At 76.5% G+C, this 26,242-nt stretch carries 22 protein-coding genes; 8 read left to right on the plus strand and 14 right to left on the minus strand.

The window, feature by feature from the left end; translation table 11 throughout:
- Positions 1 to 196 precede the first annotated feature (196 nt).
- Positions 197 to 631, plus strand: a complete 435-nt coding sequence (locus tag ACFCX4_RS03180) for a pyridoxamine 5'-phosphate oxidase family protein (RefSeq protein ID WP_376138424.1) — start codon at positions 197 to 199, stop codon at positions 629 to 631.
- A 165-nt stretch (positions 632 to 796) separates the two neighbouring features.
- The gene (locus ACFCX4_RS03185; protein ID WP_376138426.1) at positions 797 to 1,174 is read left to right on the plus strand and encodes a hypothetical protein; all 378 of its coding nucleotides are present in this window, start codon (positions 797 to 799) and stop codon (positions 1,172 to 1,174) included.
- Between the two features lie 88 nt (positions 1,175 to 1,262).
- On the opposite strand, the gene ACFCX4_RS03190 is transcribed toward ACFCX4_RS03185, so the two are convergent.
- From ACFCX4_RS03190 to ACFCX4_RS03200, 3 genes are all read right to left on the minus strand, one after another.
- On the minus strand, positions 1,263 to 1,748 hold the full coding sequence (locus ACFCX4_RS03190) for a hypothetical protein (protein WP_376138428.1): 486 nt from the start codon (positions 1,746 to 1,748) through the stop codon (positions 1,263 to 1,265).
- 712 nt (positions 1,749 to 2,460) lie between these two features.
- Positions 2,461 to 3,081, minus strand: a complete 621-nt coding sequence (locus ACFCX4_RS03195) for a hypothetical protein (protein ID WP_376138430.1) — start codon at positions 3,079 to 3,081, stop codon at positions 2,461 to 2,463.
- 31 nt (positions 3,082 to 3,112) lie between these two features.
- Positions 3,113 to 3,709, minus strand: a complete 597-nt coding sequence (locus ACFCX4_RS03200) for a hypothetical protein (RefSeq protein WP_376138432.1) — start codon at positions 3,707 to 3,709, stop codon at positions 3,113 to 3,115.
- A gap of 295 nt (positions 3,710 to 4,004) precedes the next feature.
- Between ACFCX4_RS03200 and ACFCX4_RS03205 the strand changes: the two genes are divergently transcribed.
- A complete protein-coding gene (locus ACFCX4_RS03205; protein WP_376138434.1) occupies positions 4,005 to 4,649 on the plus strand; it encodes a DUF4230 domain-containing protein in 645 nt (214 codons plus the stop codon).
- A 415-nt stretch (positions 4,650 to 5,064) separates the two neighbouring features.
- Here ACFCX4_RS03205 and ACFCX4_RS03210 read toward each other — a convergent pair whose 3' ends face one another.
- Positions 5,065 to 6,765 (minus strand): GAF domain-containing protein, encoded by a 1,701-nt coding sequence (locus tag ACFCX4_RS03210; protein WP_376138516.1) that lies wholly within the window; start codon positions 6,763 to 6,765, stop codon positions 5,065 to 5,067.
- A gap of 588 nt (positions 6,766 to 7,353) precedes the next feature.
- Here ACFCX4_RS03210 and ACFCX4_RS03215 point away from each other — a divergent pair.
- Together ACFCX4_RS03215 and ACFCX4_RS03220 are read left to right on the plus strand one after the other, a co-directional pair.
- A complete protein-coding gene (locus ACFCX4_RS03215) occupies positions 7,354 to 8,259 on the plus strand; it encodes a universal stress protein (protein WP_376138436.1) in 906 nt (301 codons plus the stop codon).
- Positions 8,260 to 9,388: 1,129 nt separating this feature from the next.
- Positions 9,389 to 10,477, plus strand: coding sequence for an Acg family FMN-binding oxidoreductase (locus ACFCX4_RS03220; protein ID WP_376138438.1), 1,089 nt, complete (start codon positions 9,389 to 9,391; stop codon positions 10,475 to 10,477).
- Between the two features lie 126 nt (positions 10,478 to 10,603).
- Here ACFCX4_RS03220 and ACFCX4_RS03225 read toward each other — a convergent pair whose 3' ends face one another.
- The 9 genes from ACFCX4_RS03225 to ACFCX4_RS03265 form a co-directional block, all read right to left on the minus strand.
- On the minus strand, positions 10,604 to 11,044 hold the full coding sequence (locus ACFCX4_RS03225; protein WP_376138440.1) for a hypothetical protein: 441 nt from the start codon (positions 11,042 to 11,044) through the stop codon (positions 10,604 to 10,606).
- Positions 11,045 to 11,226: 182 nt separating this feature from the next.
- The gene (locus ACFCX4_RS03230; protein ID WP_376138441.1) at positions 11,227 to 12,492 is read right to left on the minus strand and encodes a hypothetical protein; all 1,266 of its coding nucleotides are present in this window, start codon (positions 12,490 to 12,492) and stop codon (positions 11,227 to 11,229) included.
- A 302-nt stretch (positions 12,493 to 12,794) separates the two neighbouring features.
- The gene (locus tag ACFCX4_RS03235; protein WP_376138443.1) at positions 12,795 to 13,292 is read right to left on the minus strand and encodes a copper chaperone PCu(A)C; all 498 of its coding nucleotides are present in this window, start codon (positions 13,290 to 13,292) and stop codon (positions 12,795 to 12,797) included.
- The gene (locus ACFCX4_RS03240; RefSeq protein WP_376138518.1) at positions 13,289 to 15,592 is read right to left on the minus strand and encodes a heavy metal translocating P-type ATPase; all 2,304 of its coding nucleotides are present in this window, start codon (positions 15,590 to 15,592) and stop codon (positions 13,289 to 13,291) included. The genes ACFCX4_RS03235 and ACFCX4_RS03240 overlap by 4 nt, the downstream gene beginning before the upstream one ends.
- A 71-nt stretch (positions 15,593 to 15,663) precedes the next feature.
- Positions 15,664 to 15,843, minus strand: a complete 180-nt coding sequence (locus ACFCX4_RS03245) for a hypothetical protein (RefSeq protein WP_376138444.1) — start codon at positions 15,841 to 15,843, stop codon at positions 15,664 to 15,666.
- Positions 15,844 to 15,909: 66 nt separating this feature from the next.
- A complete protein-coding gene (locus ACFCX4_RS03250) occupies positions 15,910 to 17,232 on the minus strand; it encodes an HNH endonuclease (protein ID WP_376138446.1) in 1,323 nt (440 codons plus the stop codon).
- Between the two features lie 131 nt (positions 17,233 to 17,363).
- Positions 17,364 to 19,670, minus strand: a complete 2,307-nt coding sequence (locus ACFCX4_RS03255; protein WP_376138448.1) for a lamin tail domain-containing protein — start codon at positions 19,668 to 19,670, stop codon at positions 17,364 to 17,366.
- A gap of 339 nt (positions 19,671 to 20,009) precedes the next feature.
- Positions 20,010 to 20,459, minus strand: coding sequence for a PPOX class F420-dependent oxidoreductase (locus ACFCX4_RS03260; protein WP_376138450.1), 450 nt, complete (start codon positions 20,457 to 20,459; stop codon positions 20,010 to 20,012).
- A 90-nt stretch (positions 20,460 to 20,549) separates the two neighbouring features.
- Positions 20,550 to 22,268 carry a D-alanyl-D-alanine carboxypeptidase family protein gene (locus tag ACFCX4_RS03265; RefSeq protein WP_376138452.1) on the minus strand — a complete coding sequence of 573 codons (1,719 nt, stop codon included), beginning with the start codon at positions 22,266 to 22,268 and terminating at the stop codon, positions 20,550 to 20,552.
- Between the two features lie 421 nt (positions 22,269 to 22,689).
- Between ACFCX4_RS03265 and ACFCX4_RS03270 the strand changes: the two genes are divergently transcribed.
- Positions 22,690 to 24,075 (plus strand): MFS transporter, encoded by a 1,386-nt coding sequence (locus tag ACFCX4_RS03270; protein WP_376138454.1) that lies wholly within the window; start codon positions 22,690 to 22,692, stop codon positions 24,073 to 24,075.
- Between the two features lie 10 nt (positions 24,076 to 24,085).
- Positions 24,086 to 24,301 (plus strand): hypothetical protein, encoded by a 216-nt coding sequence (locus tag ACFCX4_RS03275; protein WP_376138456.1) that lies wholly within the window; start codon positions 24,086 to 24,088, stop codon positions 24,299 to 24,301.
- A 43-nt stretch (positions 24,302 to 24,344) separates the two neighbouring features.
- Here ACFCX4_RS03275 and ACFCX4_RS03280 read toward each other — a convergent pair whose 3' ends face one another.
- Positions 24,345 to 25,145 carry a TetR/AcrR family transcriptional regulator C-terminal domain-containing protein gene (locus tag ACFCX4_RS03280; RefSeq protein ID WP_376138458.1) on the minus strand — a complete coding sequence of 267 codons (801 nt, stop codon included), beginning with the start codon at positions 25,143 to 25,145 and terminating at the stop codon, positions 24,345 to 24,347.
- Between the two features lie 92 nt (positions 25,146 to 25,237).
- Between ACFCX4_RS03280 and ACFCX4_RS03285 the strand changes: the two genes are divergently transcribed.
- The gene (locus ACFCX4_RS03285) at positions 25,238 to 26,098 is read left to right on the plus strand and encodes a siderophore-interacting protein (protein ID WP_376138460.1); all 861 of its coding nucleotides are present in this window, start codon (positions 25,238 to 25,240) and stop codon (positions 26,096 to 26,098) included.
- Positions 26,099 to 26,242: the final 144 nt, after the last annotated feature.

Here is a 26,242-nt window from a genome sequence, read left to right on the forward strand (position 1 = left end):
CGGGCGGCCGGGGCCGTGCGCTGTGCTCCCGGAGGCCGTCCGCCGTGCGCCCCGAGGCGTTTGCGGGGGCGTTCACGGCCGTCCCCGCCGGCCCGTCGGCGGCCCCCGCCGGGACGTTCGCCGCAGGGCGGGCGGGACCCTCGGCGGGACCATCGGCCCTCGCCGCGCCGCCCCTGTCCGGGCGACGATCGCCGGTATGAACCCCGATCGTGAAACAGCGTCCGCGCGGACCGGGCCGTTGCTCCGGCCGGAGCCCCGCAGTGCGCGGGAGAGTGCGCGGGAACTCGACGAGGCCCGTGCCCTGGAGCTGCTCGGCCGTACCGGGGTGGGCCGGGTGGTCTACACGGTCGGCGCCCTTCCGGCCGTCCTCCCGGTGCGCTTCCGGCTGGACCCGTTCGGCGGCGTGCTGCTCTCGACGGCGACCGGTTCCGAACTGGCCCGTGCCGTCGACAACGCGGTGATCGCCTTCGAGGCCGACGAGGTGGACGGCGCCGACGGCACCGGCTGGTGCGTCACCGTCCTCGGCCGGGCCGAGGTCCGCCGGCCGCCCCACGGCCCCGGCGGCCGTTCGGAGATCCGGATCGCGCCCGAACTCGTCGTCGGCCGCCGGCTGACCCTGGACGCGGCCTGATCCCGGACGCGGCCTGATCCGGAGCGGCCCGACCCTGGACGTGGCCCGAACCGGCGGTCCCCGCGAGGCGGTGCGCGGCCCGGCCGGGTGCGGCGCGGGCCGTTCGGAGCAGCGCCCGGTTCCGCCCGGCTTGCGGCGGTGCGGGCCCCGGTGGACGGTCGCAGCATGACAACCACACGTGTGCGGAGCGCCTGCCTCACGGCCGCGGCCGCCCTCTCCGTCCTCGCCCTGGCCCCCGTGGCCTCGGCCGCCCCCGGTTCCACGTCCGCTTCCGCTTCCGGGCCTTCGCGACTGGCCGCCTGCAACGAGGTCGGGAGCCGGCAGCCCGGCGACGCCCTGATGCAGGTGCGGCTGGTGGGCGGCGGGAAGTTCGAGGCGTCGTACCCCGGCTACGTGATCACCAAGGTCGAGGGCCTGACGCTCCTCGGCGGCCCGATGTGCATCACCGTCACCGCCGGTGGCCCCGGCACCGACCACGTGTCGGGGACCACGACCCAACTGGTCGGCAACGTCAAGGTGTACGCCAAGCCCGCCCAGGCCTGAACCGGCTCCTGCCACCGGGCCGCCCGGCGGTCCCGGGCGCCGGCCGTCCGAGGGGACCGGCGCCCGGGACCGTTCTCGGCAGACGTCGTCAGTAGACGAGGATGTCCCAGTGGCTGCCCTCGTTGCAGTACAGGTTGCCCGAGGCGGCCTTCCACTGCGGGTAGCCGTCGCTCCGGTTGCCGATGAAGGTGAAGCTGTTCTGGATGTAGCCGTCTATGCAGGAGTTGCGGGAGATGTCGACCTTGTAGCCGTTGTAGTGGCTGTAGGTGCCGGAGGCGTGGCCCACCTCGGTCCCGCCCGTGATGTTGATGGCGCAGCCGCTGGCCTGCTTGAGGGTGATGATCGCGTTCACCGTGCCCGAGTTGATCTGCTCGAACGAGGTGCAGGTGGAGTTCGACCTGGTCGTGCAGCCCCCGCTGGAGCTCCATGTGATGCCGGCGTTCCTGAACTGGCCGGCGGCCGTGGCCTGGGACAGCTTGGTGCCGCTGGCGCCCGCCGTGTGCGCCGGTACGACGAGCCCGGCCAGGGCCACGGCGACGAGGGTGGCGGCGCCGGCTGCGGTGCGTGGCTTCATCTGCATCTCCCGGTGAGAACGGTGTGACTCCGACTCGACCCCTGCCCCCTTGTCCCGTCCTCGCCGCGCCCCGACGGGCGGGCGGGACGTCCGGCGCCGGGCCGGCGGAACCCGGCCCGGACGAAGGGGTCGTACGCAGTGCTGTGATGCGACGGTGCTCCGGCGGGTGGGCCGACCGATCGGTCCGGCACCACCGCCCGCGGTTCCCGGGGAACGGGGGACGGGCTCCGGGCGCCGGCACCGCACCAGGATGGCTGCCCGTTGTCTATGCGAGTAGAAGCGGGCCCGTGAACTTCGCGTGACGGGCAGCGGCCCCCGGCACGTCGAAACGGCCCCGGCGTCGTGGCACAGGACCGCCGGACTTGGGCCGACGGCCTCGGTGGCCCCGGCCCCGGCCCGCGGTGCTGGTCGCGGACACCGGGTACGGCGCGGCCGCCGGCTTCCGCCAAGGCCCGGCGGACCGCCGTCCGCCCACGCGCTGCGGGTCGAGGGCGAGAAGACCTCCCACCCGGAGGACGCCGGACCGCACCGGCCGCCCTACGGGGCCGGGGGCGCGGCCCCTGCCGCGCGTTGCCGCACCCGGCCGGCGGCAGCGACCTCCGGACACGCACTCCGCCGGTGGGACCGGGGCGGGCGGAGCCACACCCCGGGTGCCGGCCGGAGGGGCCGCCCGCACGTCCCCTCCGGTCGGCACCCGGGGTGTGTCGGCGGTTCAGGTGCCGAGGAGGCGGTCCAGCAGTGACCGGTACTCGCGCAGGGTGAGGCGCAGGTCCTCCGTGCTGGCAGCCGGTGCGCCGTCCGGTGCGGCCTCGGCGCCGCGCAGCCGGTGGCGCCGCTCGGTGACGGCCTCGGCGAGCAGGCCGACCGACTTCTCGATCAGGGCGTCGGCCTGCTGCACGGCCTGACGGGGATCGTCGACGAACCCCACCTGGACGGAGTGCCATTCGGCCCGCAGTCGCTGCGTCCGCTCGACCCCGAGCCAACCGCCCGGTCCGCTCTCCGCGGGTGCCGCCGACGCCGGTTCCGGGTCACCGAGCCGGGGGCCCGGCAGGGAACGGGCGGGCCGGGCGGGCTCGGACGGCCGTTCTGCGGCCCGGTCGCCGCCCGGTACGACGGCGAACCGGCCTCCGGCGGCGCGTCGTTCGGGCGAAGCCGTCGGGCTCCCGGCCTCCGGGCCGCCCGGACGGGCCGTGCCGGCCCGAGCGGCGTCCGGGTGGGCGCCGTGCGGGCGGACGGTGTCCGGCTCGGCCAGGTTCGCCGGACCGCTGCGGGGGTCGGGGGCCGGCGCGTCGTCGTCGGGGTTGTTCCGGGCTGCGGAACCGTACTGGGACATGGTCATCCTCTCCTTCGTGGGGTCGTCGGCGTCATCGGGTGGCGTGGCGCGGGCCGGAGCGGCGGACGATGCCGGTGGACTTGCCGGCAGGGGCCGTACTCCCCTCCTCGCCGCCGGAGCGGGCCATTTCGAGGCACAGGTCGCGCACGGCCAGCAGCGCCGTCCGCAGTTCCTCGGTGCCCACCCGCTCCGACCGGCTGCGCTCCAGCACCTGCCGCGCCGACCGGTAGCCGGGGACCAGGGCGGCGTGGTCGACCGACAGTACGGCGAGCCGGTCCCCGGCCGGGAAGCCGATCTCGTCGAGCGTGCCGTCGAGGAGCGTCACGGCCTCGTCCAGCGAGCGGGCGGGGTCGTCGACGAACAGCTCCTGGAGGGCCGCGAGCCGGTTGCCGACCTCCTCGGCGCGGCGCTGCGGCAGCCGGGTGAGCGCCAGCTGCCGCGCCTGTCGCAGCCGCCCGGCCAGCTCGTGCTCGGCCTCCCTGGTGCGGCCGCCGTGCGCCCGCACCGTGCGGTCGTACTCCGGGCCGAAGCGCTGTTGCAGCCGACGGGTGTTCAGCCGCGGCAGCAGCACGGCAAGGGCCGCCGCGGCTGCCAGCACGGCCACTACCAGAACGATCCAGATGCTCATACCGCTCCTCCTTCGGGTTGACCACGGCCCGGAGTCGCCGGTCCGGTCCCGTCCTTCGGCTTCCCGCTCAGGCGAATCCAAACAGCGATTCCCCCGAAAGGCGTTGGCCGCCCGGGTTCGGGGAACCCGACCCGGCGGCCGAACGGACGCTCATATGACGTACGGATCAGCGAAGTTGACTCGAAGGAGGCAGATCGCCGTGTTCCGCCGCTCCCGCCGGAGAGCCACTCCGGACACCCAGACACCCGCACCCACGCCCGCACCCGCGCCTGCGCCTGCGCCCGCACCTGCACCCGTGCGCGCAGCCCGCCGGCTCCCCTGGTACGCCGGCCTGTCGATCACTCTTGCCGCGATCGCCGCGGTCCTGTTCGCCTCGGCCTCGCTCCACCTGCTGCCGGGCCTGCCCGACCCGTTCGCCGAGAAGACCACCGACCGCAGCCAGCCGGTGCTGCTCAGGTCCATCCAGGACATGAGCCGCTACACGGCCGCGAACGGCAACTTCCAGCTGGTGGTCGACCTCGACCGCGAGGCCGTCTTCCTGCCTTCGGGCCTGCTCGGCCGCCGGACGCTGTACGTGGCGGCCGGGAGCGTGGAGGCCTACGTGGACCTCGGCAAGGTCCCCGGCTCCGGCGTATCGGTCTCGGCCGACCGGAACAGCGCCGCGATCACGCTGCCGCACGCGCAGTTGGGGCAGGTGGCGCTGGACCCCAAGCAGTCCTACGTCTACTCCCAGGAGCGGGGTCTGTTCGACCGGATCGGCGACTTCTTCTCCGGCAACCCGGGCAACCAGCAGCAGGTGGAGCAGCTGGCCTCCGAGCGGATCCAGAAGGCCGCGCAGTCCTCGGGCCTGCTGCAACAGGCGGAGCGGAACACCAGGGACGCGCTCCAACAACTCCTGCGCTCGCTCGGCTTCACCACGGTGGACGTGCGCGTCGGCTGACCGGGGCGTTCGGGCGGGCGGCTCGGCTGCCCGGGTGTCCGACCGCTCTGCCAGCGCGTTGCCGCAGAAGCCGTGCGCCGGGGCGGGCGGGCGCAGATCCCGCGGGAGCTGCGCCCTCGCCGGCGACGACGCGGCCGGGCCGGGTGCGCGAGCGCCCCGGCCCGACCCCGGGCCCTCGGACCGCCTCCAGGACGGCTCGCGACGGGTGCGGTCGTTGGCGTCGCCCCCGGTCAGGACGAAGCCGAGCGAGTGGTCCCGTCCGTCGCGGGCCGGGCGGAGCCCGGTGCTCAGCCCTCCACGGGATCGGCCGGGGGCGCGAACTCCCCCGGCCGGCCCCGTCCCAACGCCGGTGCCCCGGCCTCGTACGACCGGGGGACCGTCGACCGCACGCGGTGGCACGCCTCCTGGCAAGGCACTACTGGATGCCCAGCGGGGCCTCCCAGACCAGCCGGGTGCCGCCGCCGTCGGCGGGGCGCACCTCGAAGGTGCCGCCCGCCCGCTGCGCGCGCTCGGCGAGGTTGCGCAGGCCGCTGCGGCGACCGCCGTCCGGGACCCCGACGCCGTCGTCGGTCACGGTGAGCGTCACCGTGCCGCCGAGCGCGCGCAGCGCCACCTCGACGCGGCTCGCGCGGGCGTGCCGGGCGGCGTTGCTGAGCGCCTCGCCGAGTACGGCCATGACGTGCTCGGCCAGCTCCTGCGGCACGTCGGTGTCGAGCAGGCCCTCCATGCTGAGCCGCGGCGCGAAGCCGAGGGTCGCCTGGGCCTCGCCGACGGCCCGGGTGGCGCGGGCGCGCAGGCCCCGGTCGGGCTCGCTGTGGGCACGCAGACCGAAGATGGTCGAGCGGATGATCTTGATGGTCTCGTCCAGGTCGGCGACCGCCCGGCTCACCCGGTCGGCCGCGCTCTGGCTCTCGATCAGTCGGCCCGCGCTCTGCAGCGTCATCCCGGTCGCGAACAGCCGCTGGATGGCCAGGTCGTGCAGGTCGCGGGCGATCCGGTCGCGGTCCTCCAGCAGGGTCAGCTGCTCGGCGTCCCGGCGCCGTTCGGCCAGCTCCAGGGCGAGCGCGGCCTGGTCGGCGAAGCCCAGCAGCGGGCCCGTCTCCTCGGCCGTGAAGGTCGGCCGCCCGCTCTCCCGCGCCAGCAGCAGCACGCCGCGCCCGAACCCCTCGCCGGTGCCCAGCGGCACCGCGACCGCCGGCCCCAGCCCGGCGAACCGCCCGGGCGGACCGGCCGGGAACCGCGCGTCGTGTTCCAGTTCGTCACTGGTCGCCGGCGAGCCCGAGGCGTACGCCGCGCCGGACAGCGTGCCGTCCACCGGCACCGTCACCCCGAGCCGGCCCTCCGGCCGCCCGCCGAGCGCCACCTCCACGGTCAGCTCGGCGGCCCGCTCGCCCGGGTCGGCCAGCGCGACCGAGACGTCGGCCAGCTCGGCGCCGGCGATCTCCCGGGCCCGGCGCGCGATCAGCTCCACGACCTCCAGCCGGGGCGCTCCCGAGAGCAGGCTGCGGGTGATCTCGGCGCTCGCGTGCAGCCACCGCTGCTGGCGCTGCGCCTCCTCGTAGAGCCGGGCGTTGTCGATCGCGACCCCGGCGGCGACGGCCAGCGTCGAGATGACCGCCTCGTCGTCGGCGTCGAAGTCCAGGCCGCCGCGCTTGTCGGTCAGGTAGAGGTTGCCGAACACCTCGCCGCGCACCCGCACCGGCACCCCGAGGAACGTGTGCATCGGCGGGTGGCCCGGCGGGAAGCCGATCGAGGCGGGGTGATCGGAGAGCACCGGGCAGCGCAGCGGCTGCGGGTCGCGGATCAGCTCGCCGAGGATGCCGCGGCCGGTCGGCGGGGGGCCGATCGCGTCGATCTCCTCCTGGCTCAGACCCACCGTCAGGAACTGCGAGAGCGAGTACCCGTCGGCGCTGATCACCCCGAGCGCGGCGTAGCGGGCGTCCACCAGGTCGGCGGCGGCCTCGACGATGCGGTGCAGGGCCTGGGAGAGGTCCAGTTCGCGGCCGACCGCGAGCACCGCCTCCAGCAGGCTGTGCACCCGGTCGCGGGTGCCGCGGGCCGCGTCGATCCGCCACTGGAGCTCTTCGAGCAGCTCGTCCAGCCGCAGCTGCGGCATCCGCGCGCCGCCGGGGGCGCGGCCCGCGGGCGGCGCGGCGTCGCGCGGGGTCCCGGTGGGCGGCGGCGCGGCGTGTGCGGGGCAGCCGGGCGGCGGCGTGCCGTCGGTCCGTTCGCTCTGGTCTGCGCCGGTGCCCGTCCGCGTGTCCTCCGCGCCGCCCACCGGCGTCCTCCTCGTTGTTCCGTGCTGCTGGTCCGGCTCCGTATCCGGTCGGCCGACCGGTCGGATTGTCGGATTCACGTTAGTGCCGAAGGCATGTGCGCGGAACGCCGGGGTCGGTCATGCACGCGCCGGACGGAGCACGTGGCCGCCCGCGCGCCCGCCCCCGGCCGCCGCGCGCCCGGGTTGTGGTGACCGGTCGCGGGCCGCCCCCCGGCCGCCCCCGGGCCGTCGCCGGGTCGCCGCGGTGCCGTCACGGGACCTACGGCCCTGTTGAGAGGGCCCTGGGGCCTCTGGCATGTCGGCCCTTGGACGGAAGAGGGTAGGGGTGACAGCGAGGCCGACGGTGCGTCAGCACGGATCGGCCGCCCCGAACGACAGCCACCCGGCCCGCCCAGCCCGGCGGACCCGCAGCGGAAGGAACCTCCCATGACGCCCGCAGTCCTCGTCGGAGTCGACGGATCGCCCGAGAGCACCGCCGCCGCCCACTGGGCCGCCGAGGAGGCGCTGCGGCGCGGAGCCCCGCTGAGGCTGCTGCACGCCTGGCCGTGGCTGACCGACGGCCGCGCCGCCTTCGCCGGCCCCGAGGACCTGCCGGCCGCCGCTCAGCGGATGCTGGCCTCGGCTGCCGAGGAGGTCCGCGACCGTCACCCCGGCCTCGACGTCGGCACCGACGTGGTGCTCGACGCCGCCGTGGACGGGCTGGTCGCGGCGGCCGGGGACGCCGGGCTGCTGGTCCTCGGCTCGCGCGGCCTGGGCGGTTTCACCGGGCTGCTGGTCGGCTCGGTGAGCATCGCCGTCGCCGCCCGCGCCGCCGTTCCCGTGGTGGTCGTCCGGCCCGCCGAGCGGGGCACCGGGACCGCCGGGGCGGCCGAGGAGCCGGCGGACGGGACGCTGGCCGGGCCGACCGTGCCCGAGGTCGTGGTCGGTGTGGACTCGGCCGCCCCGAACGACGCGGTGCTCGACTTCGCCTTCCGCGAGGCCGCCCTGCGCGGCGCCCGGGTCCGCGCCGTCCACGGCTGGGACCTGCCGCCCTCCTTCGCGGTGGTCGGCTTCCTGCCCTCCGGCGCCGAGATGGCCCAGCTCCAGGCGGCGGAGGAGAAGGCCCTGTCGGCCGCCCTGGCCGGCCACCGGGAGCGGTTCCCGGACACGGAGGTCGTCGAGCAGGCCCGGCTCGGCGCCGCCCGCACGCTGGTCGAGGACTCGGCCGGCGCCGCGCTGGTGGTCGTGGGTCGGCGTCGTCGCCCGCACGACCTGGGTCTGCGCCTGGGCCGGGTGGCCCACGCGGTGCTGCACCACGCGCAGGCGCCGGTCGCGGTGGTTCCGCACGAGTAGACCGACGGCCTGTGCCGGGGCGGCCCGGGCGGGGCCGGTGGCTGTCGGCTGCCGTTGTCGGCGGCACGGCCCGGTCTTGTGCCTGGGCCGGGTGGCCCAGGTGGTGCTGCTCCGTACGCGGGCGCGGGTGGGCGGTGGTCGCGCACGGGTGGGCCGACTGCCCGCGCCTTTCCGGGGCCGGTGGCCCCGGGCCGTTGTTTCCGTCGTGGCCGCTCTCTCCCCGGGCGGCCACGACGGAGCCGTGCCCGCCCGGCTCGCCGTGTGTCCGCCGGTCCGGCCCGGCCTGCCCGTTCACGGACCGCGCGTACGGGTGCACCGGCAGCCGGCCCGGGCGGGCGCGGCTCCGTCGGAGCCTCCGGCGGGCCGGGCCGACTGCGTGCCCGTCGGACGCCGACGGTGTCGTGGTTGGTGGGGTGTGTGCGGTGTCCGGCGGTCCGACAGGTCCCGTGCCGGCTGGCGGAGCGCGCGGACGGCCGTGCCCGCGTGCTCCGTGGCGGCCGGCGCGGTGTCGGACCGGGTGGCGCGTGCTGCGGCCGGGGACGATCCCGTGCCTCCGGTGCGGTGCGGTGCGGTGCGGTGCCGGAGACGGTCCGGTGCAGGGGTGCGGGATGCGGCGCGCCCGGGGCCGTACGGACGGCTGCGCCCGCGAGAGCCGAAGCCGTCGGCCGGTGCCCTGGGGATCCGTCGGGGCCGCGTCGGATCCGGTGCGGCCGGGCGATGTCCGTTCGGTGGGTGCGTGTCCCGTCGTCTCCGGGCGGCTCCCGCGCCGTGCGGGGCCTGCCGAGACCGCCGGTGCGGCCGGGTCCGCCGGTGCGGCCGACCCACGTCGGGCCCGGCCGGTCCGGCCGGCCTGCCCGTCCGCCGGTGGTGCCGGCGCTGGACCCGCCCCTGGGCCACCCGTCCGGATCGCGCCCCGGTCGGTCCCGCCCGTATCCGGGCCGTTGGACCCTGTCGCCGGTGCCCCGCCCGGCGCACGCTCGGGAGTACCAGGGGTACCGGGACTCGTGGCCGAACCGACAGGTCCGTCCGCCGGGCCGCCCGTCCCCCGAGGCGGCCGTCCGTCCGTGGCCGTCCGTCCGCGTGGCCGGGCCGACCGGCTCCGGAGCTTCGAGGCAAGGAGAGGATCACCATGACCGCCCAGTCAGCCCTCACTCCGGCCGACCTGCGCCTGCTCGCCGAAGCCGGCGGCGCGGCCCCGTCGCTGCACAACAGCCAGCCCTGGCGCTTCCGGCCCACCGCGGACGGGTGCGGCATCGAGGTGCACGCCGACCCCGGGCGCGCGGTGCCGCTCGCCGACGCCAACGGCGCGGCCCTGCACATCGCGGCGGGGGCCGCCCTGTTCAACCTCCGGGTGGCGGCGGCCCATCTCGGACGCGGGGCCGCCGTCCGCCTGTTGCCGGACCCCGCCGACCCGCAGTTGCTCGCCGTCCTCGACCTCACCCCGCCGGCCACGAAAGCCTCCACCACAGGAACACCCACCGCAGGAACACCCACCGCGGGCCCGGCCGGGCCGTTCGGGCGGGACCTCCGGGACCTCCACCCGGCGATCGCCGAACGCCACTCCAGCCGCCAGCCGTTCACCAACCGGGACGTCCCCGAGGCGGTGGCCGCGGAGCTGATCGCCGCCGCGCGGGAGGAGGGCGTGGCGCTGGCCGTGCTGGAGGAGGCCGGGGTGCGCCGGGTGCTGGCGGTCACCGCCGAGGCGGAGGACCGGATCGCCCACGACCCCGCCCGGCAGGCCGAGACCCGCTCCTGGCTCCGGCCGGACACCGCCGGTGCCCCCGGTGCCGTCGACGGCCTGCCCTACGCCGTGCTCGGCCCGCAGGACCACGACGCCCGGGTGCCGATGCGCGAGTTCGCGGGGCGTCCGCCGCACCACGATGGACCGGCGCAGCCCTCCCAGCGGTTCGAGGCGCTGCCCCAGCTCTGCACGCTCGTCACTCCCGGCGACGGCCCGGCCGACTGGCTGCGCACCGGGCAGGCCCTGGAGCGGGTCTGGCTGCTGGTGACCCTGCACGGTCTGCGGCTGACGGTCTGGCACCAGGCGGTCGAGTGGGGCGACCTCCGCTGGCGCCTGCGCGATCCCGCCGACGGTCCCGGCCACGTCCAGCTGGTGCTGCGGGTGGGCTACGGCCCGCCCGGTGCCGCCACCCCGCGCCGGCCGCTCACGGACGTCCTGGAGGCCCCGGTCCCGTCGTCCGGTCCCGCTCCGGCATAGGCGCCGCACGAGCGGCACCCGAGCAGCACGGCGAGCACCGCGCCGGCCGAGCCGCGCCGGCCGTGCACCGGACCGGAAGCGGCCCCCGGGGCCGGGGGACACCCCTCGGCCCCGGGGGTACGGGTACTACGGGAGCCGGGTCCAGGCGGTCCAGCTGCCGTTCTCCAGGTGGCCGCGGACCCACAGGGCGTTGTCCGTGCCCCGCGCGCCGATCTCGAACCGGCCGTTGCCCATGTCGGAGGCGATGATGCCGACCCCGCCGATCTTGTAGCCGCCCAGGGACGACCAGGAGCTCTTCTTGCCGGCGGCGCTCTTGGAGCGCGTCCACACGGCGTGGTCGGTCCCGATGACGAACACCTGGCGGCGGCCGTCGCGGTAGGCGTACTCCACGATGCCGGGCTCGCCGTACGCGCCGCCGCAGAGGTACTCGCCACCCCAGGCGGGGCTGGTGCAGTGCATCGGCTCCGCCGCGGCGGCGGGCGCGGCCGCCTGGGCGACGGCGGGCGTCGCGGTGATGGCGGCACCGGCGAGCACCGCGGCGGCCACCGCGGTCTTGAACTTCCTCACGGACACTCCTCGATCGGGACTGACCGGGGCAGCCTCCACCGGGCGGCCCCTCAACCGTGGAGACGGGCGCCCGGGACGGAGGGGTTCACCGCGTTCCGGATCGCTGCCCCGTCGAACACCTCCGCCCTGCCCCACCGGGTGGGCGGGGCAGGGCGGAGGCGGGGACGATTCGGGACGAGAGGTCAGGAACCCATCGTCGCAAGGTCCTTGATGTCCTGGTACCCGAGGCCCAGCTTGCCGTACAGGCGGACCTGCTCCTCGCTCATGGCGCCGCCCTGGGTCAGCTCCTTCACCTGGGCGTCGGTGAGCGGCTCGGCCGGGCCGCCGGTGGTGCCGGCGCCGGAGCCGAGCGGGCCGTCGCCGGCGGAACCGCCGGCGATCCCGCCCGTGATCCCCAGGAGGAGTCCGGCGAGGTCCTCGGAGCCGATCTCGGTGACGTCGGTGGGCGTCTGGACCGCGGGGGCGTCCTTGCCGAAGGCGACCCGCAGCGGCAGGGCGGCGCCGGCCACGGGCTTCTCCTCCAACTGGGCGAGGTCGAAGGTCACGGCGGACAGCGCGCCGCCCTCCAGGTGGACGTCCAGCACCAGGTTGCGGTCCGGCACCTCGGTCGGCGCGGCCGTCGGCAGCTTGCCGAGGCTCGGGATGTCCTTGACGAGCGGCTCGACGGCCTTCAGCAGGTCGCCCGTCAGCTTGCGCGCCGGCGCGCTGACGGTGATCCGCTCCTTGCCGTCCTGCTTGCCCTTGTCCTCGAAGGACAGGTCGTTGGTGAGGATGTTCTTCAGCGTCCCGGCCAGGTTCTCCGCGACGGTGGGGTCGACCGTCGGGGTCGGCGAGGCACCGCCCGCGGCGCCCTGTCCGGGGCTGCCGGCGGTGTCCCGGAGCGTCCTGGAGTCGAAGGAGACCCACTTGCCCTTCAGCGCGCCCTGCAGCGAGGCGGGCAGGTCCCGGGCCAGGGCGTCGAGGTCGGCGGGGTTCTCGCCGACGAGGCCCGCGAAGCCGGCGAGGTCCGCCCGGGCGTAGGCCTTGCCGCCCACCTGACGGAGCTCCATCAGCGACGCGCCGCCCTTGCCGGTCAGCGCGTAGGAGAAGGAGAGCGACTTGTCGGCCAGGGCCTCGCCGGCGGCACCGGCGCCCTTGGACGGCTGGACGTCCTTCAGCGGCTTGTCCGCGCTGAAGGCGACGGAGAGGCTCACGGCGGACAGCGCGGCCGCGCTGTCCTTGTCGATCTCCTCGCCGGTGGCCGCCCCGAAGGCCTCGATCTGGGCGGGGGTGGCGTCGACCGACAGCTTGGCGCTGAACGACTTGCCGGCGCCGAGCTTCTCGAAGGCGTTGGACACCTTCTCGGCGGCGCCGAGTTGCTGTACGGTGCCGCACGCGGCGAGTCCGGCGGCGAGAACGGCGCTGCAGGCGGCCGCGACCAGGGTGGTGCGGGCGGACCGGCGTATCACGGTGTTGATGGGAGCACTCCTGTGTGCGGCGGGTACGGGCGCATGCCTGTGCACGACGTGACGGCGTGGCACAGCCAAGCACGGCTGCCCTGGTTCGTACACCGGATTTTCCGGCGTCCTCCTCAGGGCGGACACAAACTACCGCGCCCCACCGACAGCCCTGTGCGGCGGGGGCGGTGGCCCGGAACGACGGGCGGCGGACGGTGCACCGGTCGAGCAGTGACCGGTGCACCGACCGGCGGTCGCCGCATCCCGTGCACCGGCTCACCCGCCGCCACGCCGCCCGTCCGCCCGCCGCCGGCTCACCCGCCGCCACGCCGCCCGCCGGGCGGTACCACCTCCGCCCTGACCCGCAGTTGCGGACTGTTGCGGAAGCTGAGCGTGAACTCCACCCACTGCCCGACCTTCAGCGGGGGCGGGTTGGTGATCATCAGATCGGCGTCCTCCGGCGACATCACCAGCTCGCCGCGTTCCGGCACCGGCAGCGAGGCGGCCGGCTGCCAGCGCCCCGAGGCCCCCTGGTGCAGATGCCGCTTCAGCGTCACCCTCCCGCCGAACTCCCACTCGGCCCCGGTGAGTTCGTCGGGTATGTCACCGGGGTTGCGGACCGTGAAGAAGGCCGCGGTCGCGGGCGCCCCGCCCGCCGAGGGCAGCAGCACCCAGCCCGGCCCGGCCTCCACCGGACGGGCCGTGCCCGCCCCGCCGATCGCCGTCCACCCGGAGAGCAGTGCGAGCGCCACCACCGCGGCTCCCACCGGGGGCCCGACCGTCCTCAGCCGCTCGGCCGCCCGCCCGCTCACCACGCCGCACCCGCCGAACGCCGGGCCCGGACACCTCGCCGCCCCGCACCCGCGGGGCCGCCCGCCCGCGGACCGCCGTCCGCCGGGCCGGCGCCCCCGCGGCCGTCCGCCGCGCCCCGCCCGGGGCGCCACGTCCGCAGCCGCAGGCTGTTGCCCACCACCAGCAGCGAACTCAGCGACATCGCCACCGCCGCCAGCATCGGGTTGAGCAGCCCCACCGCCGCCAGCGGGATCAGCACCACGTTGTAGCCGAACGCCCACAGCAGATTGACCCGGATCGTGGTCAGGGTCCGCCGGGCCAGCCGGACGGCGTCCACCACGGCCTCGATGTCGCCGCGCACCAGCGTCAGCCCGGCCGCGCCGATCGCCGCGTCGCTGCCGGAACCGAGCGCCACCCCGAGGTCCGCCGAGGCCAGCGCGACGGCGTCGTTGACCCCGTCGCCGACCACCGCCGTGGTCCGCCCGGCGGCCCTCAGCTCCGCCACCACCTCGGCCTTGCGCTCCGGCGAGGCCGAGGCGTGCACCTTGTCGATGCCCAGCTCCGCCGCGACCGCGCGCGCCGCGCCCGGCCCGTCCCCGGTCAGCAGCACCGGCTCCAGGCCCAGACCGCGCAGCCGGTGCAGCGCGCGCCAGCTGCCCGAGCGCAGCGTGTCGCCGACCGCCAGCACGGCCGCCGGCCGCCCGTCCAGCTCCACCACCACCGGCGTGCGGCCCGCCCCGGCGGCCTCCGCCAGCGCCCTCTCCAGCTCCTCCGGCAGCGGGCCGTCCGCGTCGTCCGGCCGCACCACCCGCACCCGCCGGCCCTCCACCTCGCCGGACACCCCGACCCCGGTGGTGGCCGCGAAACCGGCCACCACCGGGAGGGACCCGGAGCCGGACCGGGCCCGGGCCGCCCCCACGACGGCCCGCCCGATCGGATGCTCCGAGCGGTGCTCGACGGCTCCCGCGAGCCGCAGCACCCGTTCCTCGTCGACCCCCGCGCCGGCCGCGACGACCACCGCCGTCAGCTCCATCCGGCCGGTGGTCAGCGTGCCGGTCTTGTCCAGCAGCACGGTGTCGACCCGGCGCAGGCTCTCCAGCACCTCCGGCCCGCGCACCAGCACGCCCAGCTCGGCGCCGCGCCCGGTCGCCGCCAGCAGCGCGGTCGGCGTGGCCAGGCCCAGCGCGCACGGACAGGCCACCACCAGCACGGCGACCGCCGCCGTCACCGCCGCCTGCGGGTCGGCGCCCGCGCCCAGCCAGAACCCCAGCACGCACACCGCCACCGTCAGCACGCACGGCACGAACACCCCGGCGACCGTGTCCGCCAGCCGCTGCGCCCGCGCCTTGCCGGCCTGGGCGTCCGCCACCAGCGCGGTGATCCGGGCCAGTTGGGTGTCCGCGCCGACCGCGGTCGCCCGCACCACCAGGGCCCCGCCGACGTTCACCGTGGCGCCCGCCACACGGTCGCCCGGGCCGACCTCCACCGGCACCGACTCGCCGGTCAGCAGGCTCAGGTCCAGCGCCGAGCCGCCCTCCACCACGACCCCGTCGGTGGCCACCCGCTCGCCGGGCCGGACCACGAACTCCTGCCCCGGCAGCAGCTGTTCGATCGGCAGCAGCCGCTCCTCGCCGCTCAGCGGGTCGCGGACGCACACCTCCTTGGCGCCCAGTTCGGCCAGCGCCCGCAGGGCGGACCCGCTGCGCCGCCGCACCCTGCCCTCCAGCAGCCGCCCGGCCAGCACGAACAGCGGCACCCCGACGGCCGCCTCCAGGTAGACGTGCGCGGTGCCGCCGCCGTCCGCGGTCAGCGAGAACGGCATCCGCATGCCGATCGCGCCCGCCCCGCCGAACAGCAGCGCGTACGCGGACCAGCCGAAGGACGCGACCACGCCCAGGCTGACCAGGGTGTCCATGGTCGCCGCCGCGTGCCGCAGGCCCCGCAGGGCCCGGCGGTGGAACCCGGCCGAGCCCCAGCTCACCACCGGCAGCGCCAGCGCGAAGCAGACCCACTGCCAGGCCGGGAACTGCAGCGAGGGCACCATCGACAGCACCACCACCGGCACGGCCAGCAGCGCCGTCACCAGCAGTCGCAGCCGCTCCCCGGGCTCCTCCGGCGCGCCGTCGACCGGTGCGCTCCCGGCCCGCGCGGGCTCGGCCGTGTACCCGGCGCGTTCGACGGCCGCCACCAGCTCCTCGACGCCCACCCCGGCGGGGTGCAGCACCCGGGCCCGCCCGGTGGCGAGGTTCACCCCGGCGCTCACGCCCTCGATCCGGGCCAGCCGCTTCTCCACCCGGCCCACGCAGGCCGCGCAGGTCATCCCGCCGACGGCGAGATCGGTGCTCACCGGCGCGCCGGTGTCCCCGTTCTCCGCACTCTCCGTCAAGGACGTCACCGGAGCGCCCCCATGTCGTGCCCCGTCCCGGTCCGGTCGCCGCCCCCGCCGCCGGGCGTCAGCCCGGGCGTCACCGGCCCGGCCCCGCGCCCCACCGCGAAGGCCACGACGAACACCATCACCAACAGCAGGGCGAACCCCGCAAGCACACTGATCGGCCGGCCACCCGGCGACATCCCACTCACCCTGCACCAGTCGTCCGTCCAACCCCTCGGGTTCCCGATCATCCCGAATGACCCGAATCACATACCCCCGCCCGGTGCCCGGTCGGCCTCCGCCGTTCCCGGTCGCCGGTCGGCCGGCGCCGAGATCCAGGCCCGGTGCCGGCGGCCCGCGACCTCGGCCAGTACCGCCCGCAAGGCCTCACGCCCCCGGCCCCGGGTTTTGACCGCGTGGCAGTTCGGGCAGAGCGCGGCCATCAGTTCGGGGTGGTCGCGCCCCCCGTGAGCGATCTCGTGTATGTGGTCCACCTCCAGGAGAGGCCGGCCCGCGTCGGTCACGTCATCCGGTTGGCCCGCACACGCCGGGTTCTCGCAGCGGCCTTCACACCGCAGGAGCACGGCCTCCCGCGCCTGCGGCAGGCGCACCGGCCGGGCGGAGGCGGGCCGCCGTTCGCCCCGGGCCCCGGTCTCGTTCCGCTCGACCGCGGAAACCAGTTTCCGGTACCGGGCCGTGGGACCACCGTCACCGCCCGCACCCCCCGGTTCCTGCCGCTCCGGGCCTCGTCCGGCGGCCTCCTTCTGCGCCGCCCCCTCGCACCGCTTGTGGCGGTACCGGCCCGGTAGGAGGCCCTGCCCGCCGCAGACCGGGCAATGCCTGCCGTCGGGCTGGTTGATCCGGGGTTGCACCTCCGGTTCCGGCACAGGCCGAACGGAGTCACCGGCTCCCGGGAGCACTCCTCGTTGGTCGGCCCGGAACATTCGCAGGGCCGCCCGGCTGCGGTCGGCCGGAGCGGTCAGTGCCTTGAACGCCTCCTGCTGCTGCTCCCGGACCGTCCGAAACTCCGCCCTGGCCTCGCGCAGGCTCCGCTGCCGGTCGGAGAGGACCCTCCGGGCCTGCTTGAGCCGCCTGCGCGCCTGCTGGTGCCGTTCCCTGGCCGCCTCGACCGTCGCCCGCAATGCCGTGAGCCTGGTTCTGGCCGTCTCCGACGACCGCGTGGCTCGGAGCTCCACCTCGTCGAGGTGCTGTGTCGCCCGCCGGAGGGCCTGCTCCGCCACGTCGCCCTCGATCGCTGTCGATCCCGTCCGATCCCGTACGGCGTCGAGCCTCCGGGTCGCGGCGTCGACCCTTCCCAGGGCCTGCAGGCGGACCGCCTCGGCCTTCTGGATCTCGACCGTGGCGGATTCACGGGCACGAGCGGCGGTCCTGAGCGACTCCAGTGCGGACCGGACCTGGCGTTCCAGTTTCTCGTATTCCGCTTGGGCGCCTTCCAGGCTGCGGCTCTCCTGCCGGACGAGTTCCTGCGCGGCCTCGTACCGGCTCTGTACGACGTCGAATCCGGTCCGGGCCGGTTCGTTCCGTGCCTCGGTGTCCGCGCCGCGTGCTTCACCCTGTTCGGTTGCCAAGTCTCCACCCCTGTCCGCCGTTGTCCCCCATTGCTACTGGCGGAGACTCCGGTGGATCAAGGCGCTGTGGTGGTACGGCACGGCCCCGGCGCAGTGAGGCTGCGCCGGGGCCGGCGGTCGGGCGGGGGACGCTACGGCAGCGGGATGCGGACGACCTGCGGGTCGTGGTCGCTCAGCTGGGTGGCGAACTCGCTGTTGAGGTGGACGATGTCGTAGCTGTACGCCTTGGCGGCGAGGGCCGGGGAGATCAGGATGTGGTCGAGCACCTGGGAGTTGCCCTCGTAGACGTAGGTGTAGCGCTCGGCGAGGGGGAGGGTGCGGGGGAGGTCGACCAGCGAGCCGCCGGCGGTCAGCAGGTCGGTGGTCTGCGAGAACTCGAAGTCGTTGAGGTCACCGAGGACGACGACCGCGGCGTTCGGGTCGACCGCGAGGATCTGGTCGGTGAAGTTCTTCACCACGGTGGCCTGCGCGTGCCGCTGGGTCTCCGAGGGGCGGGACGGCTGCTGGTAGCGGCCGAAGAGGGGCTGGTCGCCGCCCTTGGAGTTGAAGTGGTTGGCGATCACGAAGACCGGCCGGCCGTTCCAGCGGAACTCGCCGGCGAGCGGCTTGCGGCTGGCGTTGAACGCCGTGTTGGCCGGGTCGATCCGGCCGGGGGAGTAGGCGAGGGCGGGCGTGCCGGCACTGTTGACCACCGAGTTGGCGGTGGTGGAGCCGGCGCCGGGGCGGTCGGTGAAGGTCAGGCCGCGGTCGGTGCGGTAGAGGAAGACCTGGCGGATGTTGCCGCCGGGCTGGCCGCCGTCCTGGTCGTTCACCGGGTTGATCTGGCGGGAGGAGTAGGCCGGGCCGCCCGCCGCGCCGATCGCGGCGACCAGCTTGGCCACCGTCTGGTCGGCGGCGACGACGCCGTTGTCGGTCGCGCCGGAGTTGTCCTGGATCTCCTCCAGGGCTATCAGGTCGGGCGAGCGGAGGTTGTTGACGACGGCCGCGGCGAGACCGTCGAACTTGCTCTGCGGGTCGCCCGGGGCGAGGTTCTCGACGTTGAAGGTCGCGGTGGCCAGTTCGCCGGCGGCCGGCGCGGCGGTGGTCTCGGCGGCCAGACCGCCGGGGGTGACGGCCGGGGTCGCGGTGACCAGCAGCTTGAAGTTGCCGAAGGAGTAGTCGAGGACGCCGACGGTGGCGCCGGAGAGGGTGTCGCCCACGTTGACGGTCGGGGTCGGGGCGAGCACGTCGTCCAGCAGGACCCGCTCGGGGTTGCCGTCGGCGGCCTGGAGCAGGATGCCACCGCGGCTGGTGCGGGTGGTGGATCCCTGCGGGACCACCGGGATCTCGCCGAAGGAGCTCCGCGGGCCGACCACGGCGGCGCCGTTCAGCTGGACCCGCATGCCCTCCAGCGACTCCCAGAAGTCCAGGCCGTCGGTGGCCGGCTGGAAGTTACCGGCCGTCTCGACGTCGCCCGTGGTGACGCCGGAGATCACCGAGGCCGGCGGCACCCGGCCGCCGGTGCCGACCACGGTCGCGGCGGGCAGCGCCGTGTTGTGCGCGAGCACGGTGGTGGTGGGCCCGGTGAGCTCGGTGATCGTGAGGTTGGTGGTGCCGCCGGTGCCGCCCGGGCGGAACTCGCTCACCGTGGCGTCGACCGTGACCGAGTCGCCGACGGCCACACCGGGCGCGCCCGCGGTGTAGACGTAGACCGCCTCGCTGGTGGCCGGGTCGGCGTCGGGCAGCGGGTCCTGCAGCCAGTAGCCGCTGGGGCCGGCCGCGGTGACGACGCCGGGGACCGCGCCGACCGGCTGGCCCGCCTTGGGCGAGGTGCGGGCGGCGCCCTGGATGTCGTGGATCCGGGTGCCGCCGCCCCCGCCGCCGCCGGAGGAGGAGTTGCGCGGGGTGGGCGCGGTGACGGCGAAGTCGGCCGCGTTGCTGTCGGTGTCGGTGGCACCGCCGGCCGCCCGCAGCGCGGCGGTGGTGTTGGCGAGGTTGCCGGTCGGCGAGCCCTCGGCCGAGCTCGCGGTCGAGCCGTAGCCGACGAAGTCCTTCACGCCGGGCTGGGCGGCGCAGCCGGTGGAGCAGGTCAGCGCGGTGGAGTTGGTGACCAGTGCGACCTTGCCGGCGTTGGCGCCCATGGCGATCGTGCCGGTGCTGTCGGGCGCCGGGAGGGCCGCGCCGGAGCCCGCGCCGGCCGCCTCCTGCACCAGGTGGTACTTGCCGGGGGCGATCGTGCCCGACAGCGTGGTCCTCGACCAGGACGACCCGGCCGCCGAGGCGTACTGGACGGTCCAGCCGGTGACGGAGACCGGGGTGGTGCCGCGGTTGTACAGCTCGATGAAGTCATTGGTGTACGGGGCGCCGGAGTTGCCGCCCCCGCCGTACACCTGGCTGATCACGATGTCCGGCGACACCGCGTGCGCGGTGCCGGCCGGAAGGGCCGTGAGTGCTCCCACGACGGCGGCGGCGGATGCCACCGCCAGTGCACGGAGCCGGACTCGATCGGTTCGCCGCATGGGGCGTCCTCCTGACGAGCGAGCGGTTGATGGTGGGGCGCTGTGTGTTGTAGCAGCGCCACCGTTGCCATACCGCGCGCTCCGGCGGACGGCCAGGAGTACAGCGGGAGAACGTTTCGGCTGACATGCACGGGACGAACCGTCCGTGTGCGTCGGGGCGGGGCGGAACCGGCCGCGCCCGGCGGGCGGGCCCGGCCGGTTCCCCGTGACGGGCGGGGGCGGTGGTGCCGGTGCGGCTCCGGCGGGCCGTGTGCCGTGCGCTCCGCAGGGGGCCGGGGATCAGTCCCCGGTCGGCCGCGGGCCGTCCTCGGTGAGGGTGATCCGGATGCCGACGGTGCCCCGCTCGCCGCGCCGCAGCCGGCTGCCGAGCACCGTGAGGAAGCCGAGCAGGCCGTACTTCTGCCGCAGCAGCGTCCGGTAGGCGGCGGTGCGCTCGGGGCCGACGAGCTCGGCGGTCGCCGGGTGGGAGTCACCGGTCGGGTTTCCGCGGACGTCGCAGGGGCCCACCAGGACGTCGGCGCGGTTGCGGATCCGCTTGACCTTCCAGGAGTCGGCCACGGTCCAGATGCCGAGTGCGTCGCCGTCGCGGACCACCCAGACCGGGGTCGGCACGCCCGTGCCGTCCTTCTTGAAGGTGGTGACCAGCAGGTAGCTCCCCGAGGCGAGGCTGACGAGGCGTTCGAGCCGCTCCTGGCGGTGCGGGTCGGGGTTGGGGGTGGCAGCGCTCATGCCGGGCATTCTAGGGCGTGCCCTGCGGGCCCCCGCCGGGGCCGTGGCGTCGAGGGACCGTGACGTCGGGCCGGGGCCGGCGCGCCGGGGTCAGCGCGGCCGTCGGCCGGCGGCCGGGCCGCGCCCGGTGCGGACCGAGCGGGCGAGGCTCCGGACCCGGCGGGCGAGCCGGCGGCGGCCGGCGCCGCCCACCGCCGTCGAACCGCCGACGGCGCTGCAGCCGCGCGGAGCGGCGCCGCCGTACGGGGCGCAGTACGGGCTGGCGGTGGCGGGTCCGGTGCCGGTGCCGTGCGGCAGGGCGGTGCCGCGCGGGGCGTCACCCGCCGCCGGCGCGCCGGTGAACGGGGTGCCGGTGAACGGGATGCCGACGAACGGGGCGTAGGCCGGGCGCGGCGGGACCGCGACGGCGCCGCCCGCCGGGCCTCCCGCCGGACCTCCCGCCGGCGCCGGCCGCAGCGCCGCGAGGGTGCGCGCGTACAGGCGCCTGCGGACCCTGACCCGGGCCGCCGCCCAGAGCGCCAGCGCCCCGCACAGGGCGACCGCCGTCCACGCGGCCGGCCCGAGGGCGTGCGGCAGCACACCGGAGGCCGGTTCACCGGCCCCCGGTGCCCCGGCGGCAGGCGCCCCGGGGGCCGGGACCTCCGCGGCGGGCGTGCCCCCGGACGTGCCGCTCTCCTCCACCAGGACCCCGACCGGCTGCACCTTCCCCGCGGCCGCGAACCCCCAGTCGAGCAGCGCCGCCGCCTCGTCGTAGACCTTGGCCTGCTGCTCCGGGTGCATCACCGTCACCAGCAGCGTCCGGCCGCCCCGTTCGGCGGCGCCGGTGAAGGTGGCGCCCGCGTTGGTGGTGTAGCCGTTCTTCACCCCGATCAGACCGGGGTACTTGCCCAGCAGGCGGTCCGTGTTGGCGATGTCGAAGGAGGAGCGCTGCCCGGTCGTGGTGTCGAGCCCGCCGGGAAAGCGTGCGGTGCGGGTCGCGCAGTAGCCGCGGAAGTCGGCGTTGCGCAGCCCGGCCCGGGCGAACAGCGTGAGGTCGTACGCCGAGGAGACCTGGCCGTCCCGGTCGTAGCCGTCCGGGGAGACCACCCGGGTGTCCCGGGCCTGGAGCGCGTTCGCCCGCTCCTGCATCTGCGCGACCGTGCGGGCCAGCCCGCCGTTCATGTGGGAGAGGACGTGCACGGCGTCGTTGCCCGAGGCGAGGAAGACCCCGCGCCAGAGGTCCTCGACCCGGTACGGCAGGTTCTCCTTGATCCCGACGAGGCTGCTGCCCGCGCCCAGCCCGGCCAGCTCGGCGGGGGACACCCGGTGTTCGAGGGAACGGTCGAACCGGGGCAGCAGGGTGTCGGCGAACAGCATCTTGAGCGTGCTGGCGGGCGGCAGCGGGAGGTGCGCCTCGCGGGCCGCGAGCACCTCGCCGGTCGCGGCGTCGGCGATCAGCCAGGACCGTCCGGTCACCCCGGCCGGCAGCTCCGGCGCCCCGGCCCGCAGCGCCACCTGGACGGCGGGCCGTCCCAGCCGCTCGCCCCCGACCACGGTCGCCGCGTCCTGGGCCGGTTCGGCGGCGGCCGTGGGGGCGGCCGTGGGGCCGGCGGTGCCGGCGGTCGCGGTGCCGGCCGTGGTGGCGCGGACGGCTCCGGCGGGGGAGGACGCGGGCGCTCCGGTCCCGACGGCGGCACCCGACGGCCCGCCCGGAAGCCCGGCCGCCGCGGCGGGCGCACCGGCCGCGAGGACCAGCGCCGCGACGGCGCCGGCCGCCGTCGGCATCCCGGCCCGGGCCCGCCGGCTGACGTGGGGTGAGCTCTGCTGCACACCGCGAACGTACTCGCACGACCGCCGCCCCGCCCGGCCCGCTGCTCCGTCCGGGCCGCTGCTCCGTCCGGGCCGTCGGCCCCCGGTCGCGGTCGGCGCCGGGGGCCGCCGGGGAAACCGGGTGCCCGCGGGCGGCCCCGCCGGGTGGCACGGCGGGACGGCGGACGCCGCAGCGGCCGCGGGGCGGAGTACGGGCGCACCCCGCCCCGCGGCCTCCCTGCGTCACCGGCCCGGAAAATGCGGCGGCGCCGCGGCAGGGCGGGCTGGTACCGTTCGAAGCATGTTCGTCCCTCGTGTCTAGCCGACACCCCACACGCCCGCGCCCGGCCTCCGTCGGCGCGGCGCTCCGGTGTCCCCTGACGCATCCGGTGCCCGGGCCCCTCGTGCCCGCCGCCCGGTCCAGACCGAGGAACGTTCTGCCTTGTCCTCCTCCGCTTCCGCGCCCACGGGCGCCTCGTCGGCACGCCCCGGCTACCGGGCCGTGCTCGGCGCTCCGCACGCCGGCCGCACCTTCGCGGCCGCCCTGGTCGGCCGGCTCTCCTACGGGGTCGTGCCGCTCGCCCTGCTGGTCGCCGTCCGCGACTCCACCGGCTCCTACTCCGCGGCGGGCCTGGCGATGGCCCTGTTCGGGCTCGCCAGCGTCCTGCTCTCCCCGGTCAGGGCGGCGCTGGTCGACCGGCACGGTCCGCGGCGCGCGCTGCCGCCGATGGCCGTGCTCTGTTCCGCGCTGCTGCTCGCGGTTGCCGCCGCGACCGCGCGGCCGGGCGCCGGGCCGGTGACCGTCGGGGCGCTGGTCGTCGCGGCGGGCTGCTGCACCCCGCCGCTCGGGCCGGTGATGCGGACGCTCTGGCGCCGCATCCTCCCCGATCCGGCGCTGCTGCGGCGCGCCTTCAGCCTCGACGGCGTCGCCGAGGAACTGCTGTTCGTCACGGGGCCGCTGCTGGTCGGCCTGCTGCTGCCGCTGACCGGTCCGGCCGGGGCCGTCGTCGCGGGCGCGGCGCTGCTGCTCACCGGTGCGCTGCTGATGGTCGCCTCGCCGCTCGCGGCGCCCGAACGGGCGGGAGCCGGTGGACCGGCCGCCCCGGCCGGTGCCGGTGCCGCGGCTGCCGACGGCGCCGACGGGCGCGCTGCCGACGGAGCCGGAGCCGGCGCCCCGGCCGGGCCCGGCGGGAGCGGCGGCCGGTCCGGGCGCGGCCGGTTCCGCCGCAGCCGGCTCGGCGGTGGCCGGGCGCTGCGGTCGGCGGTGCTCGCCGCGGCCGTCACCGGGCTCGGCCTGGGGGCGCTCGACCTCATGGTGGTCGCCTTCGCCGACGCGCAGGGCCGGCCGGCGGCGGTCGGCTGGATCCTGGCCGCGCTCTCGGTCGGCAGCGCGGTCGGGGGCCTCGGGCTCGGCGCCCTGGACCGTCCGCTGCCGAACGCCGTCCGGCTGCCGCTGTTCACGGCCGGTCTGGGCCTGGCGCTGACCGCCGCCGGGTTCGCGCCGAACCTGCTGGTGCTCGGCGCGGCCGTCGCGCTCGCCGGGCTGTTCGTCGCCCCCGCCCTCACCACCGCCTACCTGGTGGCGGACGAGGCGGTGGCCGCGGACGCCCGGACGCGCGCCGGTGCCTGGGTGAACACCGCCGTCAACGCCGGGTCGGCCGCCGGTGGCGCGACCGTGGGCCTGCTGGTGGGGCGGGTGCCGCTGCCGCTCTGCTTCGTCCTGGCCGCCGTTCCGGCCCTCGCGGCCGTGCCCGTGCTCCGTGCGCGCGACTTTGGTGACGCCGGGCCGCGCCGAAAGTCGGATTCGGCGGAGGACCGGGCTGTCTAACGTCGTGATCATGAAGAATTCGCTCGGTTTCGTGAGCTTCGTCCTGATCATCGGCGGACTGAGCGGCCTGCTCTCCGATCACCTGTGGGGCCTGCGGCTCTTCGGCTTCGTCCGCTACCTCGTGCCGGACGGCCACCAGACGCTGGGCTACTGCGTGATGATCGGGACCGGTGTCCTGCTCGCCATCGGCACCGGGCTCCTCGACCGCCTCGGCGGCGAGGACTGAAGGGCCCAGGAGCGCGGCCCCGGACGGCGGCGGCGGTCCGCCTTCAGGACCCGCCGCCCTCGCCCGGCCCGCCGCGGCCGGCCGTCGCGGCGATGCCGTCGAGCAGCACGGCCAGGCCGGTGCGGAAGGCCTCCCGGCTGCGGTCGGACGACGGGTCGCCGGACCCGTCGGCGCCGGCCCGTTCGAGGGCGGTGAGCAGCGGGAACCGCTCCGCGAAGTCGGGTGCGAGTTCGCCGAGCCGGGCGGCGCGGGCGTGCCACCACTCCTCGTCCGGCACGCCCGTGGCGGTGGCGGCGGTGCGCGCCTCCGCCGTCGTCCGGGCGGTTCCCCGGACGAACTGCCACAGCGCCGCGACCGCCCCGCGCAGCCGGGCGGGGTCGAGACGGGCCCCCTGGAGGAGCCGCAGCAGGGTCTCCGTCACGCCCAGTTCGGCCGGTCCCAGGATCGGGCGGGCCTGCGAGATCTCCAGGACCCAGGGGTGGCGGAGGTGGCAGGACAGGGCGTCGTCGGCCCAGTCGGTGACGGCCGGCCGCCAGCCCCGGGTCAGGTCGTAGGCGGTGGGCAGTTCGGCGAGGACCCGGTCGTGCATCAGGTCGAGGAGTTCGGCCTTGCCCGGCACGTAGGTGTAGAGGGCCATCGCGGTGCGGCCGAGGTGTTCGCCGACCGCCCGCATGGACAGCGCGGCCATCCCGTCTGCGTCGGCGACGGCGATCCCGGCGGTGACGACGGCGTCCACGCTCAGCCCGGGCTTGGGCCCGCTGCGCCCGGCGCGCGGGGCCTCGGGCGCGCGCCACAGCAGGGCCATCGAGCGGTGGGCGTCGCCCTGCCCGGCGAAGACGGTCACGACGGTAACTCCTTATCGCATAAGGTAACCTCCGGGGGAGGAACTCTTTACGGCATAAGGTATCAGTGCGGAATCTCGACCGGAGGTAGGCCATGAGTCTTCCCGTCACCCACATCCGGGTCACCGGGGTCACCCGGATCACGCCGCGGACCGCCCGCATCACCTTCGAGGCGGAGCAGCTCGAAGACGGCGTCGGCAGCGCGCCCGACCAGCAGGTCAAGCTCTGCTTCCCCCGCCCCGGGCAGGACGCGCCCGTACTGCCCGCGGGCGGCGACGACCCCATGGGCTGGTACCGGGCGTACCTGGCCCTCCCGGAGCCGGAACGGCCGTGGATGCGCAGCTTCACCCTGCGCCGGCGCCGGCCGGGGAGCGCGCTGCTGGAGATCGACTTCGTGCTGCACGGTGCTGCCGGACCGGCGGGCGACTGGGCCGGGCGGGCCCGCCCGGGCGACCGGCTCGGCATGGTGGGCCCGTCCGAGCTCTACGCCGCCCCGCTTTCGTTCGCGTCCGCCGCCGCGGCCGCGGACTGGGTCCTGCTGGCCGGCGACGAGACCGCGCTGCCCGCGATCGCCACCCTGCTGGAGGCGCTGCCGGCGGGCACGGCGGCGGTGGTGCTCGCGGAGGTCGCGGACCGCGCCGAGGAGCAGCCGCTGCCCGCGCCGGCCGGCACGGCCGTGCGGTGGCTGCACCGGGACGGCGCCGAGCCGGGGCGGCTGCTGGCCGAGGCGGTGGCCGCCGCCGAACTGCCGGCCGGCGTGCCCTTCGCCTGGGTGGCCGGCGAGGCCTCCGCGGTACGGACGATCCGCCGTCACCTGGTCGACGGGCGGGGCGTGCCGAAGGCGTCGGTCGAGTTCAGCGGCTACTGGCGGCACCGCCTCACCCAGGACGACGCCCCGACGGCGGAGGACCTGGCGGACGCCCGGGAGAGGCTGGACCGGACGACCGCCGGCTGAAGGGGGCGGGACGGCACCCGGCGCGCGCCCCCGGCGAACCGGGTGAACCGGGTGAACCCGGCGACGGGCCCGCACGTGTTCAGCTACGGGGGACACGCGGGCGGAGCAACGGGCGCCGGGTTCCCCGGGCACCCCCGTGGGCAG

It is taken from the genome of Kitasatospora sp. NPDC056327 (assembly GCF_042261735.1).
In the GTDB taxonomy this organism is placed as follows: Bacteria; Actinomycetota; Actinomycetes; order Streptomycetales; family Streptomycetaceae; genus Kitasatospora.

Coding starts and splice junctions, on each gene's coding strand:
- ACFCX4_RS03180 (WP_376138424.1), top strand. CDS start 197: ATGAACCCCGATCGTGAAACAGCGTCCGCGCGGACCGGGCCGTTGCTC.
- ACFCX4_RS03185 (WP_376138426.1), top strand. CDS start 797: ATGACAACCACACGTGTGCGGAGCGCCTGCCTCACGGCCGCGGCCGCC.
- ACFCX4_RS03190 (WP_376138428.1), bottom strand. CDS start 1,748: ATGAAGCCACGCACCGCAGCCGGCGCCGCCACCCTCGTCGCCGTGGCC.
- ACFCX4_RS03195 (WP_376138430.1), bottom strand. CDS start 3,081: ATGTCCCAGTACGGTTCCGCAGCCCGGAACAACCCCGACGACGACGCG.
- ACFCX4_RS03200 (WP_376138432.1), bottom strand. CDS start 3,709: ATGAGCATCTGGATCGTTCTGGTAGTGGCCGTGCTGGCAGCCGCGGCG.
- ACFCX4_RS03210 (WP_376138516.1), bottom strand. CDS start 6,765: ATGCCGCAGCTGCGGCTGGACGAGCTGCTCGAAGAGCTCCAGTGGCGG.
- ACFCX4_RS03215 (WP_376138436.1), top strand. CDS start 7,354: ATGACGCCCGCAGTCCTCGTCGGAGTCGACGGATCGCCCGAGAGCACC.
- ACFCX4_RS03220 (WP_376138438.1), top strand. CDS start 9,389: ATGACCGCCCAGTCAGCCCTCACTCCGGCCGACCTGCGCCTGCTCGCC.
- ACFCX4_RS03240 (WP_376138518.1), bottom strand. CDS start 15,592: ATGACCTGCGCGGCCTGCGTGGGCCGGGTGGAGAAGCGGCTGGCCCGG.
- ACFCX4_RS03245 (WP_376138444.1), bottom strand. CDS start 15,843: ATGTCGCCGGGTGGCCGGCCGATCAGTGTGCTTGCGGGGTTCGCCCTG.
- ACFCX4_RS03260 (WP_376138450.1), bottom strand. CDS start 20,459: ATGAGCGCTGCCACCCCCAACCCCGACCCGCACCGCCAGGAGCGGCTC.
- ACFCX4_RS03275 (WP_376138456.1), top strand. CDS start 24,086: ATGAAGAATTCGCTCGGTTTCGTGAGCTTCGTCCTGATCATCGGCGGA.
- ACFCX4_RS03285 (WP_376138460.1), top strand. CDS start 25,238: ATGAGTCTTCCCGTCACCCACATCCGGGTCACCGGGGTCACCCGGATC.